Consider the following 14,975-nt stretch of genomic DNA (forward strand, 5'->3'; position numbering starts at 1 on the left):
AGGTGCCGGGCGATTGTATCCGCCCGGCAGAAGTGTTCAGGTTCCGTTTGCGAGGATCAGCCCCAGCAAAGGTCCTTGCCTTCGGCGACGCTGATGCTGTCGATACCTTCGACCGGCTGATCGGTGACCAGTGCCACGCCGGTGTCAAAGAAATCCTTGCCCTCTGTCGCCTGTGGCTTTGTGCCGTCCTTGGCGAAGGCCGCAATCGCTTCGATCCCCTTGGAGGCCATCAACAGCGGGTATTGCTGGGATGTGGCCCCGATGACGCCATCTTCGATGTTCTGGATACCGGGGCACCCGCCATCGACGGAAACGATCAGCACGTCGTTTTCACGGCCAATGTCCTTGAGCGCCTCATAGGCACCGGCTGCGGCTGGTTCGTTGATGGTGTAGACAACGTTGATGTCCTGATCCTGCGCCAGAAGGTTCTCCATTGCCTTTCGGCCACCTTCCTCGTTGCCTGCGGTGACGTCGTTGCCGACGATGCGCGGATCGGTCTCATCGCCCCATTTGCTGGGGTCGCCAAGGTCGATGCCAAAGCCTTGCAAGAAGCCCTGATCGCGCAGAACGCCAACGGTCGGTTGGCTGACGGCAAGATCAAGCATGGCAATCTTTGCATTTGCAGCGCCATCACCCAAAGCGGCGGCTGCCCACTGGCCGATCAGCTCACCGGCGAGAAAGTTGTCGGTTGCAAAGGTCATGTCGGCGGCGTCGATCGGATCAAGCGGCGTGTCCAGCGCGATCACGAGAATACCCGCATCGCGGGCCTGCTGCACGGCGGGCACGATCGACGAGGTGTCCGAAGGCGTCAGAAGTATCCCTTTTGCGCCGTTGGCGATGCATGTTTCGATGGCGGCAACCTGGGTTTCGTGGTCACCGTCGATCTTGCCTGCGTAGGTGTTCAGCTCCATGCCCAGTTCTTCGGCCTTGGCTTGCGCGCCTTCGCGCATCTTCACGAAGAAGGGGTTTGTGTCCGTTTTCGTGATCAGACAGGCAGATACAGAATGTGCGTCGGCCGATGCCGTGCCTGCCATGGCGATCAGACCCAACGCTGTCCCAGCGATAAGTTTCTTCATGATATTCCTCCCAGAATGTTTCGACCAACGTCACGAATCGGAGCGTCGCGATGGGATCAAAATTCATGGAAAGCCTCATTCTGTCAATTAATAAATCATCTTGACTTATTAATTGCGCCAGTGGAAATTTGCCAAGTGGAACCGGAGTTGCGTGGGCGCAGTTGATGAACCAGATAAAAGCTATAGGCGTCGCGAGCCGCGCAGATGACAAGCGGCTGCGCAGCCCGAACGAGCGGGCTATCCTGTCTCTTCTACAGCGCAACGGCGCGATGCCCGGCAGCGATCTGGCGCGGCAAACCGGACTGTCCGCACAGACGATTTCGGTCATTTTACGCAAGCTGAAAAGCGATGGGCTGACCCGGCAGGGCAAACCGGTGCGCGGTAAGGTTGGCAAGCCTTCGATCCCGATCACGCTGAACCCTCTCGGCGCGCTCTCTGTCGGGTGCAAGCTGGGGCGGCGCAGCTGTGATCTGATTGTTCTGAATTTTTGCGGCAAGACCCTGTTCAAGCGCAACCTGACCTACGATATCGCCATCCCGCAGACCGTCTTTGCCTTTCTGGAGGCAAGCTATGTCGATGCTCTTGAGGAACTTGGTGCAAAGGCTGCTGAACGGCTATGCGGCTTTGGCATCGCAGCGCCGTTCGAGATCTGGAAATGGGGGGCCTCGGACGGCAACACACCGGACGAATTTTTGTCCTGGAAAGATCTGTCGTTCGAACGTGAAATCGCCCGCTTCACCGATCTGCCGGTGTTCATGCTGAACGACGCGACAAGCGCGTGCTGGGCCGAGCAGGTCTATGGGAGGGGGCGGGAATTCAACGATTATGCCTATTTCTTCGTCTCGACTTTTATCGGGGGCGGTATCGTTCTGAACCAGTCCGTGTACGAAGGCAGCCGGGGCAATGCAGGCTCCTTCGCCCCGCTGCGGGTCGGGGACCGTGCCGGCCGAACCCAACAGCTGCTTGATGTGGCTTCTGTTCATGTTCTTGAAACCGCCCTTGCCAAGGCCGGAAAGGATTATCGTGACCTTTGGAAGCAACCGCAGGACTGGTCCGGCTTTGAAGAAGAGGTCAGCGATTGGATCGACGCTGCGGCTTATGCGATCGCGCAGGCCTGCATGTCCGCCTGTGCGGTCATCGACTTTGAGGCAGTGATCATTGATGGTGCGTTGCCCGAGGATGTGCGCCACCGTCTGGTCGAAGCCGTGCGCGAAAAACTCCCGAATGAAGACAGCCGCGGATTGCTTGTGCCGGATGTCGCAGAGGGCGTCATCGGAGGCGAGGCACGCGCAATCGGCGCTGCCTGTGACCCGATCTACAGCCAGTTTTTCACAACGACGCATCTCGCCTGACGGACAGGACTTATGGGAATGAAGCGGTCTGAGATTAATGCACTTCTTGAAGAGGCGCGTGCGTTTTTTGAACGGCACGGTTTCAGCCTGCCGCCCTTTGCGCAGTGGTCTCCGGCCGAATTTGTCGCGCGTCAGGACAATGCCGCGCATCTGATCCGATCACGCTGCGGTTGGGATGTCACCGACTATGGCGCCGGACGTTTTGATGAGATGGGCCTGGTTCTGTTCACTCTGCGCAACGGTCTTTTGAGTGATCTGAACGCCGGGCGTGGCATGTGCTACGCCGAGAAACTGCTGATAACGCGGCGGGACCAGCTCTCTCCGATGCACACACATAGGGTGAAAGCCGAAGACATCATCAACCGTGCTGGCGGCACATTGGTGGTCGAGCTTTTCGGTTCTGATGCCACGGGGCAGTTGGACCCGCAGGGCGGCGGTGCGGTCATGTGCGATGGGCTCGTGGTTCCGTTCAAGGCGGGCGACAAACTGCGGCTCGCGCCCGGCGAAAGCATCACGCTGCGCCCCGGTGACTGGCATGCGTTCTGGGCCGAAGATGCGGACGTCCTGATCGGCGAGGTCAGCACCGTCAATGATGATGAGACCGACAATATCTTCCACCAACCGATCACGCGTTTTTCGCAGATCGAAGAGGATGCAAACCCTGCGCACCTGTTGGTCAGCGACTATCCGGCGCACCTCATCGGATAACCATCCGATCAAAATGGGCGGCTCGCTATCCATGATTTTGACGCGGACAAAGTGGAAGTGCGCTTAAAGCAGCCCCCGCGTCCAATTTTTGACGCGATTTCCAGTTGCACAGTTCGCATTGAAATCGGTCGCCAAGAATTGGCGCGCGATCTTAGGGCTGCATAACAAAGAGGGCCGCACTCACGGCCCCCAATGCGCTTGCTAAGCTTGTAGATCAGTCGTCCCACATCGGAAGACCACCGATGTCTTCAGATGTCATGGTCGTCGCATAGCGTCCGTCTTTCCATGTCAGGGTGTCCATCTGCATGATGACGTCCGAGTCTCCGAGGTCGAGAAAGCCGTTGTTGATTTCGACGACCACGGCGACAGGCATGCCAGCGTCGTCAACCAGGACAGTTTCAACTTCGCCGATCTTGCCACCATCGCTTCCGATGACATCAATGTCGTCGATGTTGGTATAGCCGGAAACATTCGCCGTCTGCGCAATCGCGACACTGGCGAGGGGGAGGGTGACGGCGGCAACGATCAGGCTTTTTAGCATGTGATTTCTCCTTTGGTCGGTCAGGATTTTAACGTTGGTCGCGCTGGGATGTTCCGCCCGCGAGATTCAGACCTGAAACCCATTGTTTCCTGAAACGGCCCAATTGCGCCCACATTCCGGTCACTTTTCACCGCTACTCCGGCAAGCAACGAAAGGTGGCTGTTATGTTGATCTCTGTTGTTGTGCCTTGCATGAATGAAGAGGCGTCGATCCCGCATCTGGTCGAACGGCTGGCGCTGGCGGTTGCGCCCTATCAGGACCGCGCCGAGATTTTGCTGGTCGACGACGGCTCGACCGATGGCACATGGGCTGCGATCCAGACGGCGCAGCAGAGCTGCAAACAATTGCGCGGTTTGCGTCTGTCTGCGAACCGCGGGCACCAGGTGGCGCTGACCGCCGGGCTTGAGGCGGCGCAGGGCGAGCGGATCTTTATGCTGGACGCCGATTTGCAGGACCCGCCCGAACTGTTGGGCGATATGATGGGCATGATGGACCGCGGCTATGACGTGGTCTACGGCCGCCGCTGCGAACGTCAGGGCGAGACGGTGTTCAAACGCGCAACCGCCTGGGCCTTTTACCGAGTGTTGAATGCCATGTCCGACGTCGACATTCCCCGCGACACGGGCGACTTTCGTCTGGTCAGCCGCAAGGCGCTGGATGCGGTTCTGTCGATGCCGGAGCGTGCACGTTTCGTGCGGGGCATGTTCGCCTGGGCGGGGTTCAAACAGATCGGCATCGAATACACCCGCGCGCCGCGCGCGATGGGCGAAACGAAATACCCGCTGCGCAAGATGGTGCGGTTTGCCGTCGATGCGATGACCGCCTTTTCCACCAAGCCGCTCAAGTTCGCGACGCGCATGTCTTTTGCCAGCCTGGGCTTTTCCGCGCTGATGATGATCTATGTGCTGCATTCGCTGATCGTCTACCAGACAGCGCCGGGCTGGGCGTCCGTTGTGCTGGCCATCAGCCTGTTTTCGGGCGTGCAACTGCTGACACTGGGCATCCTGGGTGAATACATCGGCAGGCTGTACGTCGAGGCCAAGAACCGCCCGCTTTATTTCGTGTCCGAAGACACGCGCGCCGCCGACGTGCTGCCGCTGCGCAAGGTGATCTGAGCCGTGAGCCACACCCATCGCATATCGCGCTTTGCGCTGGTTGGCGTCCTGATCGCCGGGCTCTATGTCGTGCTGTACCTTGCGTTCCTGCACATCGGGATGCCACGCGGGGTGGCCAATGTGCTGGCCTTTGGGCTGGCGATTGCGGCGCAATACGGCGGACAGGCAAGGTTTACCTTTCAAAAGGACCTGGCGAACCCCGCGCAAATTTTGCGTTTTGGCATCATGGCCGGGTGCGGTTTGATAACGTCGGCCTTGATCACGGGCCTTGTCGCGCCGGCTCTGGCGCTGGACGACTGGTTCGCCGCCGCCGCTGTGACGGTGATCCTGCCGGTTCAGAATTTTGTTCTCATGACCCTCTGGGTCTTTTCCCATCCCTCGACCTGAAGGCAGTTTATCCATGGCACATATCTATTCTGATACGTTTTTCGACTATATCGATCAGGGTGCACGCCGCTCGGCGCAGCATGTGATCGGGTTGCTGGCCCCCTGGCTTGCGCCTGCGTCGGTTCTGGACCTTGGGTCAGGCCGGGGCGTGTGGCTGGATGAATGGCACAAGGCCGGGGTGGCGGATGTTCTGGCGGTTGATGGCGATTATGTGAATGTCGATCAACTGGCAGTGCCGCGCGGCAACTTCATGGCCGCCGATCTGACCGCGCCCGTGTGCACCGACCGTCGGTTCGATCTGGCTCAAAGCCTTGAGGTGGGCGAGCACCTGCCCACATCTGCCTCGGAAACACTGGTGGACAGCCTGACACGGGCGTCGAACCGGGTGCTGTTTTCCGCAGCCGTAAACGGGCAGGGCGGCGAATTTCATGTCAACGAGCAGCCGCTTGCCTTCTGGCAGGACCTGTTCGCAGCACGTGGTTACACCGCCTATGACTGCGTCCGCCCGAACCTGTCGAAGAACCGCGAGATCGAACCGTGGTATCGCTATAACACCGTGCTTTATGTGAACGAGGCCGGACGCGCCGGACTGCCTGCGGCCGTGACAGATCACGTGGTGGACGCGGACAAGGCCCTGCAGAATGGCGGGGATGCGATGTGGCGTCTGCGCCGCAATGTCGTGTCGATGTTGCCGCAAGGCACCGTGACCCGCATCGCACAGGCCCGTGCGGGCATCATCGCCGCGCGCGCCGGTGCCAAACGGTCCGCCGCATGACAACTGTCGCCACAGCGTTGCAAGGCATCGCGCCGCACAGCCGGGACCGCACCGCACAGGCGTTGCGGCTGTGGCCGGTGGTGGCGATCACGGTGGCGGCGGTCCTTGTGATGTCGCTGCCGAACCTTGCTGATCCCTTTATCCGCTATGACGATTACCCCGCCTTGCTGGCCCAGCCAGAGCTGTTCTGGGGAAAGACGCTGCACGAGGGACGGTGGATCAATTACCTGTGGCACCTGCGGGAGGTGGTCACGCCGGCCTGGCTGAACTTTGCCGTCTACCAGGTTTTGTGGGCCGTGCTGGCCGGTGCACTGGCCGTGGCCGCGATGGGACGCGAGGGCCGGGCGTGGTATGTTGCCGTGCTGGCGCTGTTCATCCTCGTGGCGCCGCCAGCCACGCTGATTTCGCTGTGGTTCAACACGTTGATCCCGGGCCTGGCTATCGTTGCTGTCTATGCCGTGTTGGGCTGTCGGCTGTCGATCGGCACGCACCGTGCGCTGTTGCCGTTTTTTGTGATCCTCAGCTTCTGGGCCTATACGACATATCCGCTGATCCTGCTGGCAGTGTGCCTTGTGCGCACCGAACGCCGCAGCCTGCGCGACCTGATCGGGCTCTGCGTTCTGTTCGTGGTCAGCTTTGCCGCCGCGATCCTGCTGACCTATACGCTGAATTGGCAGTTCCACGGTGTCTTTGGCGTGCCGCTGGACGATTGGCGTCAGGCGACCCCGGCAACGGACCTGAGCGGGATGATCGCCAACCTGCCCATTCTGGCCGAGACCTTGTCCTTCCTGATGGTCAAGTTCAGCTTCATGTTCACACCGGCGGCCTATTTTCACGTGGCCATGCTGATCGGTGCCACGCTGGTGCTGATCCGTCAGGCCCCGCGCGAGGCGATGTACCTGCACGCGGGCCTGTGGCTGGGCATGGCGCTGATGATGCTTCAGGTGCTGAAGTTGGGCGTTGTGGCCCCGTCGCGGTCCTTCCTGTTCGTGTGGATCTTTTATGCGGTGATGGTTGTGCGGGCTGCGGCGTTGCTGGCTCGGACCCCCGGGATCGCGGACCGCATGGCGCGCAATTTCACGCTGCTGATTGTGCTGAGCTACATGGTGCACACGTTCAGCCTGTATACGGTCTATCGCCCGTGGCAGGTCGAAACCCGCGCGATGGCGCAGGCGATCAAGGCGGCTGAAGGGCCCGTATTGGTCTATGGCGACGTGACATCGCTGAGCACTGCCAAAGCGGTTGGCCTTTTGTCTGAAAGGGCGCTGGCCTTTCGGATGGAGCAATTGACCGGGCAAAGGATCATGTTGTGCCAGACTGCGCCGGACCAATGTGCCAAGGCGGAGGACAGTGGCGCGCCCGTCTTCACGGTCGAGGTTGCGACAACCGGCGCGCAGGTTCACCTGAGCTACCCGAAGTAGAATAACGCGCCGGGCCAGAGGGGCGGGCCAGAATAAGCCCGCCGCCCGGGCGCAGGCGTTCGCAAGCTATTCGTATTTTTCCAGAAATGCCTCGGCGGACAGGGTTCGGAAATCGTCGAGCGTCTCGCGCAGGCGGTCGTGGCTCCAGTCCCACCATGCCAGCGCCATCATGCGTTCGGCGATCTTGCGGGTATAGCGGGCGCGCAGGGGCACCGCCGGAATGCCCGCCACGATCATATAGGGCGGCACATCGCGGGTGACGATGGCCCCGCCCGCCACCACGGCACCGTGGCCGATGGTAACCTCGGGGCGGACCTGTGCGCCGTGACCCAGCCACGTGTCGTGACCGATGGTCGCCCGGCGGCTGCGGCGGTGGTCGAACCATGCGGCATCGTGGTGGGCGTCGTCGAAATAATCGGCCGAGCGGTAGTGGAAATGGTGCAGGCTGGCCTTGTCCATCGGATGGTCCGTCGCCCCGATCCGCACGCAGCTTGCGATGTTCGAGAACTTGCCGACCTCGGCATTGGCGATGTCGGCCATCCGGTCACAATAGGAATAATCGCCGATGGTGCTGTGCGCCACGCGGCTGGCGCGGCCGATCTCGACATAGGCGCCGAACCGCGCGTCGGTGATCTCGCAGTCGGGGTGGATAAAGGGCGCGTCGGCGTTCAGGCGGGCCATCAATGCGTGCCCTCGCCGGTGCCCTGGATCAGGCGACGGCGCAGCCAGCCCGAGAAACTGTCCATCGCCATGACCATCAGGATAATCAGGATGATGTAATAGGACACTTCTTCCCAGTCCTTCTGGGTGATGATCGCCTGGGTCAGCAGCAACCCGATACCGCCGCCGGTGATCGCGCCGATGATGGTGGCGCTGCGGGTGTTGCTTTCCAGATAGTACAAAACCTGGCTCAGCAGCACCGGCGTGATCTGCGGAATGACGCCAAAGCGGTAGCGCTGCAGCGGCTTGGCGCCTGTCGAGGCGATGCCTTCGATCTGTTTGTCGTCGACGTTTTCCAGCGCCTCGGAAAAGATCTTGCCGAAGGTGCCGGTGTCGGTCAGCATGATCGCCAGCGAGCCGGTCAGCGGGCCGGGGCCGAAGGCACGGCTCAGCACGATGGTCCAGATCAGCCCGTCGACCCCGCGCAGGAAATCGAACACCCGCCGCGCGGCAAAGCGCAGGCTGCCCAAGGGGGTAAAGTTCTTGGCCGCGAGAAAGCCCAAGGGCAGGGCGATCATCGCCGCACCAAAGGTGCCAAGGAAGGCCATCAGCACGGTTTCGAACAACGCCCATGCCACGTCGGCGTGGCGCCACATCTTGTTGCTCCAGAAATCGGACCAGATTGCACCGTACTGGCCAGAGCTGAGCAGTTCGGTCACGCTTTTGCCGTGGAAGGGGCTGTCGAGGGTGAAAAAGAACAGCTCCCAGCCGTAGAAATAACGGAACACCTCGGTGCGGTTGCGGGTGATGGTCAGCCGTGCGCCGTCGGCAGTGATGGCCACACGGTTCTTCGAAGCATTGATCCACTCGGGGATGTCGCCCGGCGGAAAGGTGGCGTTGACGCCACTGCGTCCGGGGGTGGCGGTGACGGTGCCATAGCCGGGGATGTCAAAGGTGGTGGTGTCGCCCAGGGTGATAAAGGCCCCGTTGGCCAGATCGACGCGGGTGGTGTCAGACAGGGTGACCCAGTCGGGGGCGGTGCCCTCGGGGTATTCGCCCTTGCGCTCGCCCTCGATGGCGACGGAAGTGGCCCCGTCGCGGTTGTCGCGGGTGACGTGGACCTTGTAGCTGTAGGTGTCGGACACCAGCGTCTGCATGTTGCTCAGGCTGACGCGGTCGGCAAGGCCCGCCACGTCGAAAGCGATAAAGACATAAGTCAGATAGGCGAGGATGACCGCCGGGGCGGCCAGTGTGAACATGCGTTTGCGGGTCAGCGAACGGTCGGCGGCGGCATAGATGGCAACGTCGGTCACAGCACGGCCCCTTTGTCTTTGTACGCCTTCCCGTGGGTCAGGCGGTTGCGGAAAGTGCTGGAAAGCTGGTCGACGATGACGATGGCGGCGAACAGCAGCAGAAAGATCGCGGCGGCCTCGTCGAATTTGCCCTGTCCCCAGGACATGGTGTTGCGCAGGTCGTAACCGATACCGCCCGCGCCGACAAAGCCGAGGATGGCCGAGGCGCGGATGTTGATTTCAAAGCGCAGCAAGGCATAGCTGAGGTAGTTCGGGGCCACTTGCGGCACCACGCCCAGCATCATTTGCTGCATCCACGATCCGCCGGTCGAGGCAAGGCCTTCGACAGGTTTCAGCGAGGCGTTTTCGTTCACTTCCGAGAACAGCTTGCCTAATGCGCCGACGGTGTGCAGGGCGATCGCGATCATCGCGGGCACGGGACCGCCGCCCAGCAAGAAGATCAGCACCAGTGCAATGACGATTTCCGGCACCGCGCGCAGGATATCCAGCAGGCGGCGCACCGGGGCAATCAACCAGCCGGCAGGGGCCAGCCCCCGGGTGGCCAGCATCGACGCCACCAGCGCGAGCATCGCGCCGATCAACGTCGCAGCGCCCGCGATGTTGATGGTTTCCAGCAGCGAGGGCAGGTATTTCACGAAGTACCCAGGCAGCAGGTGGGCACGCTCATAGGCTTCGCCAACCACGTCCGCGGGAAAATCCAGGATGTGCCGCCAGCCGTTCCAGAACCCACCGGCGTTGCGCTGGTCGGCGGTGTAGAAACCGGCCACCATCAGGGTGGCAAAAATCAGCAGCAGGATCATGTTCAGCATCCGCTTTTGACGCATCTGTGCGAGATAGTCGGTGCGGATGTCCGTGGGGCTGGGGTCGGTATCGGCGGCGGATGTCATGGGGTGTCCTTCATGTGGCGCAGGCCCCGACGGGATGTCGGGGCCTGCAAGAGATCATCAGGGCCAGAGGCCTCAGTTCGATTTCGCTTTGCGCGCTTCGATAATGGATTCGTAAGCTTCGTGGGTGATCGGATCGAAACCCAGCGTGTCGCCCGAGGCCACGCCATAGGCGCAATCGGGATCAACGTCATAAAGACCGTCGACCATCGCGGTCATCTTGGCCTTCACCTCGGCGGGCAGGGCCTTGCGCAGGACGACGGGGCCTTCGGGGATCGGCTTGGAGCGCCAGATTTCGACCAGGTCGTTCATGTCGACCAGACCGGCATCCACAGCCTTGCGCAGCGCGCCCGAGTTGTAGCCGTCTTCCCAGTTGCCCTGGCCGTCGGCCCAGGTCACGCCTGCGTCGATATCGCCGTTGTTCACCGCAACGATGGTCTGCTCGTGGCCGCCGGTGAATTTGACCTCACCAAAATACGCACCGCTTTCCATGGTGATGCCGTCGCCCGCTTGCGGGATTTCGATGGAGGGGATCAGGTAGCCGGATGTCGAGTTCGGGTCACCGAAGCCGAAAACCTTGCCTTTGAGGTCAGTCAGCGAGGTGATGCCGCTGTCGGCACGGGCAAAGCCGATCGAGTGGTAGCCGTAGGAGCCGTCCAGGTTGATCTTGATCAGCACCGGCTCGACCGCTTCGGGGTCCTGCAGGTAGACGGCGGCATAGGCCGACGCGCCCAGCCATGCCATGTCCAGCGTGCCGCCCAACAGGCCCTGGATCACGCCGTTGTAGTCGGCGGGGGCAAACAGCTTGGTGGGAACACCCAGCTCTTCGGTGGTGTAGTCGGCCAGACACTGAAAGCTGTTCATGCGGTCTTGGGCGTTTTCGCCACCCAGGATGCCGATGCGGAATTCGGTGATGGGGGTTTCGTCGGCCAGCACGGGTGTGACGAGAGCAGTTGTGGCCAGTGCGGCCGCGAGGATGCGTTTCATGAGATATTCTCTTTCCTGGTGTGAAACGAAAAACCCCCGACCGTTGAGCGCGGCCGGGGCGGTGATCTGTCAGGCGGGTACCTGTTCGAGCGTCTCGATGGCTGTCGATGTGGCCGCTTCGGAAAACGAGGCATCGGCGCCATAGATGTCGCGCGCGGCTCCCACGGTCAGCTGTTCGGGCGTGCCGTCAAAGACGATACGCCCGTCGCGCATGCCGATCACGCGGTCGCAATAGCGGCGCGCGGTGTCCAGCGTGTGCAGGTTGGCGATGACCATGCGGCCATCTTCTTCGTGGATGCGGCGCAAGGCTTCCATCACGACCTGGGCGTTCATCGGGTCCAGCGAGGCGATGGGTTCATCCGCGAGGATGATCTTGGGGTCTTGCATCAGGGCGCGGGCGATGGCGACGCGCTGCTGCTGGCCACCCGAAAGCGCCTCGGCACGTTTCTGGGCGTGTTCCACGATGCCCAGACGGTCCAGAATGTCGATGGCGCGGTGCACGTCCGATGTGGGATACAGGTTGAACATGGTCGCTATGGTCGAACGGCGGTTCAGCGTGCCGTGCAACACGTTCGACACCACGTCCATGCGGGGGACCAGATTGAACTGCTGAAAGATCATCGCGCATTGCGACTGCCAGCGACGGCGCGCCGCGCCACGCAGGTGGGTCATGTCGTGACCCTCGACGGTAAAGCTGCCGGACGAGCTGTCGGTCAGGCGGTTCAGCATCCGCAGGAGGGTCGACTTGCCGGCACCCGAGCGCCCGATGATCCCGATCATGCACGAGCGCTTGACCGACAGCGTGGCGTTGTCCACGGCGATGTTCGCGCCGAAGGTTTTCGTCAGGTTGGTGATTTCCAGCATTTATGTCCCCAAGTCTTGTTGAGGCGGACGTACTGGATGCAGGATTCAGAAATGTTTCAGATTTGCGAAAGTTATATGACAGGGGGGAGCGTGTAGATAAAGATCACTTTCCGCATGTCCCGCTCCCGCGTGGCGCGATGGTTTCGTCAGTTCAGCCGCGCCACGCCAGCAGCCGTTTCTCGATCAACCCGATCACCATGCTCAGCGTCACGCCCAGCACCGACAGGATCAGCACGCCTGCAAACAGCCGCTCCAGATCATAAAGCGATCCAGCCTCGAGGATATAAGCGCCGATGCCGTATTCGGCCCCCAGCATTTCCGCCGCCACCAGCAGGATGATGGCAATCGCCAGCGAAATCCGCAGCCCCGAGAGGATGCCGGGCATCGCTCCGGGCAACACGATCTTGCGCACGATGGACAGCCACGACAGGCCAAAGCTTTGCCCCATGCGGATCAACGACCGGTCCACGTTGTCAACCGCGCCATAGGTGGCCACGACCGTGGGGGTAAAGGTGCCAAAGGCGATCAGCGCGTATTTCGATGTCTCGTCGATGCCGAACCAGATCACGAACAGCGGCAGCAGGGCGATCTTCGGGATCGGGAACAGGGCGGCAACCAGCGGGACCAGCCCTGCGCGCACATAGGAAAACAGCCCGATCAGGATGCCCACGCCAATACCAATGCTGGCGCCCAGCGTCGTCCCGACCGCCAGACGGCTGAGCGAGGGGATCAGGTGCTTGAACAACAGCCCGCTTTGCCACAGCTCGACGAATGTGGCGGCCACGTCCGACGGCTTGGGCAGCGTCAGGGCGGAAATCCAGCCTGCCCGCGTGCCCCATTCGACCAACAGGATCAGCAACACGAAGACGGCTACACCAACCCCACGCCGGGCCGAGGGCGCAAAGCCGCCGCCGCGAAAGCGGACTTCGACGGCAGTGTGGGTGGTCTCGGGTGTGGTGGTGTCAGACATGCAACAGCTCCGCATCGGCAGCGCGGGCTTCGTCGCGCATCAGCGTCCAAAGGTGTTTTTGCACCTGCTCCAGTTCCGGATCGGCATAGCCGCGTTGGTCCAGCGGCTTGTCGATCTCGACGACCTCGCAAATCTGTCCCGGACGGCGTGACAGCACCACGATCTTGTGACCCAGCCGGACGGCCTCGGCCAGGTTGTGGGTGACATAGACGGATGTGAACGGCTGGCGCATCCACAGGGCCACCAGATCGTCCATCAGCAATTCACGCGTCTGGCTGTCGAGGGCGGACAGCGGTTCGTCCATCAGCATCACGGCGGGGTTCACCGCCAACGCACGCGCAATGGCAACGCGCTGTTTCATGCCCCCCGACAGCTGGCGGGGCAGGGCGCGGGCGAAATCGGTCAGCTTGGTGCGGGCCAGAACATCACCGATGATCGCATCGGCGGCTTTGCCGCGTATCCCGTGATCTTCCAGCACCAGCGAGATGTTTCCGTGCACCGTGCGCCAGGGCAGCAGGGCAAAATCCTGAAACACATAAGTCAGCGGATTCAGGCTGTCGGCTGGCGGCGTGCCGACCTGCAACACGCGGCCCTTATCCGCACGTTCCAGCCCGCCGATCAGGCGCAGCAACGTGGATTTGCCACAGCCCGAGGGACCGACCAGACAGACGATGCGTCCTGCCGGAATATCCAGAGAGATGTCGCGCAACACTTCTGTGTCGCCATAGCTGTGGCTGATCGCGTCGAGGCGGATGTCCATGGGCGGTCCTTGGGAAATGGGGTGCGGCGGGCCGGAATGCCCGCCGCAGGGGGCCTTAGGCCTCGTAGGTTTCGACGTAAGAGGTGTCGACGAATGTATCCAGCGTGATCGACGCATCGACCAGACCTTCGGACTGGAACCACTCAAGCTGGTCGCGCAGCGAGGCCACGTTCATCTTGGCCCCTTCGTTCAGGCGCATGGTGCCGTTGATGATCGACTTGGATGCCTTTTCGATGGGCTGGTCCTCGTAGACATATTTGTGGATCAGCTCGACCATATCCTTTTCGCTTTCTTCGCCGCCGATCTTTTCGATCATCGCGTCGTTATAGTCACCCACGCCTTTCGAGAAACCGTTCAGGAACGCCTGTGTCTGGTCACGCTGGTTGTCGGCGTTGTCGGTCGAGGTAAAGACCGTGGTCACCTGATAGTTGGGCAGGTAATCCGAGATGTTGCCGATGATGTGCACCGCACCCGAACCGTCCAGCGGCTTGGCGATGTGGGGCACGATGGACCACGCGTCGATCTGGCCCGATTTCAGCGCACCGATGATCGCGCCGACCTTTTGCAGGGGCGTGAACGACATCTCGATGCCCTCGGCCTGTGCGACCCTGGAGCCCATGTAGTGGAACGACGATCCGGCGGTGGTGATGCCGAATTTCTTGCCGGCAAGGCCCGCAGGCGCGGTCAGGCCGGCCTGAAACGCCGCATCCGAGGCCAGGATTTTCTGGCCGTCAATGCCCGGCTCTTCGGTCAGGCCGCCACCGATGACCTTGACCGCGCCCTTGTCGGCCAACGAGATCAGGCCGCCCGAAATGGCGGTGACGGCATAGTCCACGTCACCCGAGGCAATGGCCACGGCCATCGGCTGTGCCGCCTGGAAGAACCGCAGTTCGACGTCCAGTCCGGTCTCGGCGAAATAGCCACGCTCGACCGCGACAAAGCTCGCGGAATGCGAGGTGAAGCGCAGCGCGCCCACGACGATTTTCTTGTTCTGCGCGATGGCAGGGGCGGCAAGGCCGGTGGCGGCAGCGGCCCCGATCAGACCCAGTGTCTGGCGGCGGTTGAAGTTGATCATCGTATCCTCCCTGAAGTGCATGATCTGTGTGCTTGGCACTGCAGTGATCCAAAGGGGCGGGATTTTCAAGTGTTCTGGGCATATTAC

16 protein-coding genes are annotated in these 14,975 nt (G+C 61.6%); 6 read left to right on the forward strand and 10 right to left on the reverse strand.

Annotated features, from left to right (window positions below; genetic code table 11):
- Positions 1 to 56: 56 nt before the first annotated feature.
- A complete protein-coding gene (locus BUC08_RS11150; protein ID WP_037923795.1) occupies positions 57 to 1,076 on the reverse strand; it encodes a sugar ABC transporter substrate-binding protein in 1,020 nt (339 codons plus the stop codon).
- A 164-nt stretch (positions 1,077 to 1,240) separates the two neighbouring features.
- Between BUC08_RS11150 and BUC08_RS11155 the strand changes: the two genes are divergently transcribed.
- Together BUC08_RS11155 and BUC08_RS11160 are read left to right on the forward strand one after the other, a co-directional pair.
- Positions 1,241 to 2,428 carry an ROK family transcriptional regulator gene (locus BUC08_RS11155; RefSeq protein WP_037923793.1) on the forward strand — a complete coding sequence of 396 codons (1,188 nt, stop codon included), beginning with the start codon at positions 1,241 to 1,243 and terminating at the stop codon, positions 2,426 to 2,428.
- Positions 2,429 to 2,446: 18 nt separating this feature from the next.
- Positions 2,447 to 3,136 carry a D-lyxose/D-mannose family sugar isomerase gene (locus BUC08_RS11160; RefSeq protein ID WP_037923790.1) on the forward strand — a complete coding sequence of 230 codons (690 nt, stop codon included), beginning with the start codon at positions 2,447 to 2,449 and terminating at the stop codon, positions 3,134 to 3,136.
- Between the two features lie 214 nt (positions 3,137 to 3,350).
- Here BUC08_RS11160 and BUC08_RS11165 read toward each other — a convergent pair whose 3' ends face one another.
- The gene (locus tag BUC08_RS11165; RefSeq protein ID WP_037923788.1) at positions 3,351 to 3,677 is read right to left on the reverse strand and encodes a PRC-barrel domain-containing protein; all 327 of its coding nucleotides are present in this window, start codon (positions 3,675 to 3,677) and stop codon (positions 3,351 to 3,353) included.
- Between the two features lie 164 nt (positions 3,678 to 3,841).
- Between BUC08_RS11165 and BUC08_RS11170 the strand changes: the two genes are divergently transcribed.
- The 4 genes from BUC08_RS11170 to BUC08_RS11185 are packed head-to-tail and all read left to right on the forward strand — an operon-like array spanning position 3,842 to position 7,375.
- Entirely contained in the window at positions 3,842 to 4,792 is a 951-nt protein-coding gene (locus tag BUC08_RS11170; RefSeq protein ID WP_037923785.1) for a glycosyltransferase family 2 protein, read from the forward strand.
- Between the two features lie 3 nt (positions 4,793 to 4,795).
- Complete coding sequence (locus BUC08_RS11175) at positions 4,796 to 5,179, forward strand: GtrA family protein (protein WP_037923783.1); 384 nt, start codon at positions 4,796 to 4,798, stop codon at positions 5,177 to 5,179.
- A 13-nt stretch (positions 5,180 to 5,192) separates the two neighbouring features.
- The gene (locus BUC08_RS11180; protein ID WP_037923782.1) at positions 5,193 to 5,954 is read left to right on the forward strand and encodes a class I SAM-dependent methyltransferase; all 762 of its coding nucleotides are present in this window, start codon (positions 5,193 to 5,195) and stop codon (positions 5,952 to 5,954) included.
- The gene (locus tag BUC08_RS11185) at positions 5,951 to 7,375 is read left to right on the forward strand and encodes a hypothetical protein (RefSeq protein ID WP_051694090.1); all 1,425 of its coding nucleotides are present in this window, start codon (positions 5,951 to 5,953) and stop codon (positions 7,373 to 7,375) included. The genes BUC08_RS11180 and BUC08_RS11185 overlap by 4 nt, the downstream gene beginning before the upstream one ends.
- Positions 7,376 to 7,441: 66 nt before the next feature.
- Here the strand turns inward: BUC08_RS11185 and BUC08_RS11190 are convergent, their stop codons facing one another.
- The 8 genes from BUC08_RS11190 to BUC08_RS11225 all read right to left on the reverse strand — a co-directional run bounded on the left by BUC08_RS11190 (position 7,442) and on the right by BUC08_RS11225 (position 14,888).
- The gene (locus BUC08_RS11190; protein ID WP_037923780.1) at positions 7,442 to 8,056 is read right to left on the reverse strand and encodes an LbetaH domain-containing protein; all 615 of its coding nucleotides are present in this window, start codon (positions 8,054 to 8,056) and stop codon (positions 7,442 to 7,444) included.
- Positions 8,056 to 9,294 carry a phosphonate ABC transporter, permease protein PhnE gene (phnE, locus tag BUC08_RS11195; protein ID WP_081855351.1) on the reverse strand — a complete coding sequence of 413 codons (1,239 nt, stop codon included), beginning with the start codon at positions 9,292 to 9,294 and terminating at the stop codon, positions 8,056 to 8,058. Before phnE (BUC08_RS11195) ends, BUC08_RS11190 begins: the two co-directional genes overlap by 1 nt.
- 50 nt (positions 9,295 to 9,344) lie before the next feature.
- A complete protein-coding gene (phnE, locus tag BUC08_RS11200) occupies positions 9,345 to 10,235 on the reverse strand; it encodes a phosphonate ABC transporter, permease protein PhnE (RefSeq protein WP_037923778.1) in 891 nt (296 codons plus the stop codon).
- A 72-nt stretch (positions 10,236 to 10,307) separates the two neighbouring features.
- A complete protein-coding gene (phnD, locus tag BUC08_RS11205) occupies positions 10,308 to 11,219 on the reverse strand; it encodes a phosphonate ABC transporter substrate-binding protein (protein ID WP_037923776.1) in 912 nt (303 codons plus the stop codon).
- Positions 11,220 to 11,288: 69 nt separating this feature from the next.
- Positions 11,289 to 12,083 carry a phosphonate ABC transporter ATP-binding protein gene (gene phnC / locus BUC08_RS11210; RefSeq protein ID WP_037923774.1) on the reverse strand — a complete coding sequence of 265 codons (795 nt, stop codon included), beginning with the start codon at positions 12,081 to 12,083 and terminating at the stop codon, positions 11,289 to 11,291.
- Positions 12,084 to 12,234: 151 nt separating this feature from the next.
- The gene (locus BUC08_RS11215) at positions 12,235 to 13,053 is read right to left on the reverse strand and encodes an ABC transporter permease (protein ID WP_037923772.1); all 819 of its coding nucleotides are present in this window, start codon (positions 13,051 to 13,053) and stop codon (positions 12,235 to 12,237) included.
- Positions 13,046 to 13,813 carry an ABC transporter ATP-binding protein gene (locus BUC08_RS11220; RefSeq protein ID WP_037923770.1) on the reverse strand — a complete coding sequence of 256 codons (768 nt, stop codon included), beginning with the start codon at positions 13,811 to 13,813 and terminating at the stop codon, positions 13,046 to 13,048. Before BUC08_RS11220 ends, BUC08_RS11215 begins: the two co-directional genes overlap by 8 nt.
- Positions 13,814 to 13,868: 55 nt before the next feature.
- A complete protein-coding gene (locus BUC08_RS11225; protein WP_174861644.1) occupies positions 13,869 to 14,888 on the reverse strand; it encodes an ABC transporter substrate-binding protein in 1,020 nt (339 codons plus the stop codon).
- Positions 14,889 to 14,975: the final 87 nt, after the last annotated feature.

This window comes from Pseudosulfitobacter pseudonitzschiae (assembly GCF_900129395.1).
GTDB classification, from domain to species: Bacteria; Pseudomonadota; Alphaproteobacteria; order Rhodobacterales; family Rhodobacteraceae; genus Pseudosulfitobacter; species Pseudosulfitobacter pseudonitzschiae.

What these genes read in the sequence shown, in the direction of transcription:
- phnE (WP_081855351.1), bottom strand. Translation starts at nt 9,294, where the DNA reads ATGTTCACACTGGCCGCCCCGGCGGTCATCCTCGCCTATCTGACTTAT.
- phnE (WP_037923778.1), bottom strand. Translation starts at nt 10,235, where the DNA reads ATGACATCCGCCGCCGATACCGACCCCAGCCCCACGGACATCCGCACC.
- BUC08_RS11220 (WP_037923770.1), bottom strand. Translation starts at nt 13,813, where the DNA reads ATGGACATCCGCCTCGACGCGATCAGCCACAGCTATGGCGACACAGAA.
- BUC08_RS11150 (WP_037923795.1), bottom strand. Translation starts at nt 1,076, where the DNA reads ATGAAGAAACTTATCGCTGGGACAGCGTTGGGTCTGATCGCCATGGCA.
- BUC08_RS11215 (WP_037923772.1), bottom strand. Translation starts at nt 13,053, where the DNA reads ATGTCTGACACCACCACACCCGAGACCACCCACACTGCCGTCGAAGTC.
- BUC08_RS11160 (WP_037923790.1), top strand. Translation starts at nt 2,447, where the DNA reads ATGAAGCGGTCTGAGATTAATGCACTTCTTGAAGAGGCGCGTGCGTTT.
- BUC08_RS11225 (WP_174861644.1), bottom strand. Translation starts at nt 14,888, where the DNA reads ATGATCAACTTCAACCGCCGCCAGACACTGGGTCTGATCGGGGCCGCT.
- BUC08_RS11170 (WP_037923785.1), top strand. Translation starts at nt 3,842, where the DNA reads ATGTTGATCTCTGTTGTTGTGCCTTGCATGAATGAAGAGGCGTCGATC.
- BUC08_RS11185 (WP_051694090.1), top strand. Translation starts at nt 5,951, where the DNA reads ATGACAACTGTCGCCACAGCGTTGCAAGGCATCGCGCCGCACAGCCGG.
- BUC08_RS11180 (WP_037923782.1), top strand. Translation starts at nt 5,193, where the DNA reads ATGGCACATATCTATTCTGATACGTTTTTCGACTATATCGATCAGGGT.
- phnC (WP_037923774.1), bottom strand. Translation starts at nt 12,083, where the DNA reads ATGCTGGAAATCACCAACCTGACGAAAACCTTCGGCGCGAACATCGCC.
- BUC08_RS11190 (WP_037923780.1), bottom strand. Translation starts at nt 8,056, where the DNA reads ATGGCCCGCCTGAACGCCGACGCGCCCTTTATCCACCCCGACTGCGAG.
- BUC08_RS11155 (WP_037923793.1), top strand. Translation starts at nt 1,241, where the DNA reads ATGAACCAGATAAAAGCTATAGGCGTCGCGAGCCGCGCAGATGACAAG.
- phnD (WP_037923776.1), bottom strand. Translation starts at nt 11,219, where the DNA reads ATGAAACGCATCCTCGCGGCCGCACTGGCCACAACTGCTCTCGTCACA.
- BUC08_RS11165 (WP_037923788.1), bottom strand. Translation starts at nt 3,677, where the DNA reads ATGCTAAAAAGCCTGATCGTTGCCGCCGTCACCCTCCCCCTCGCCAGT.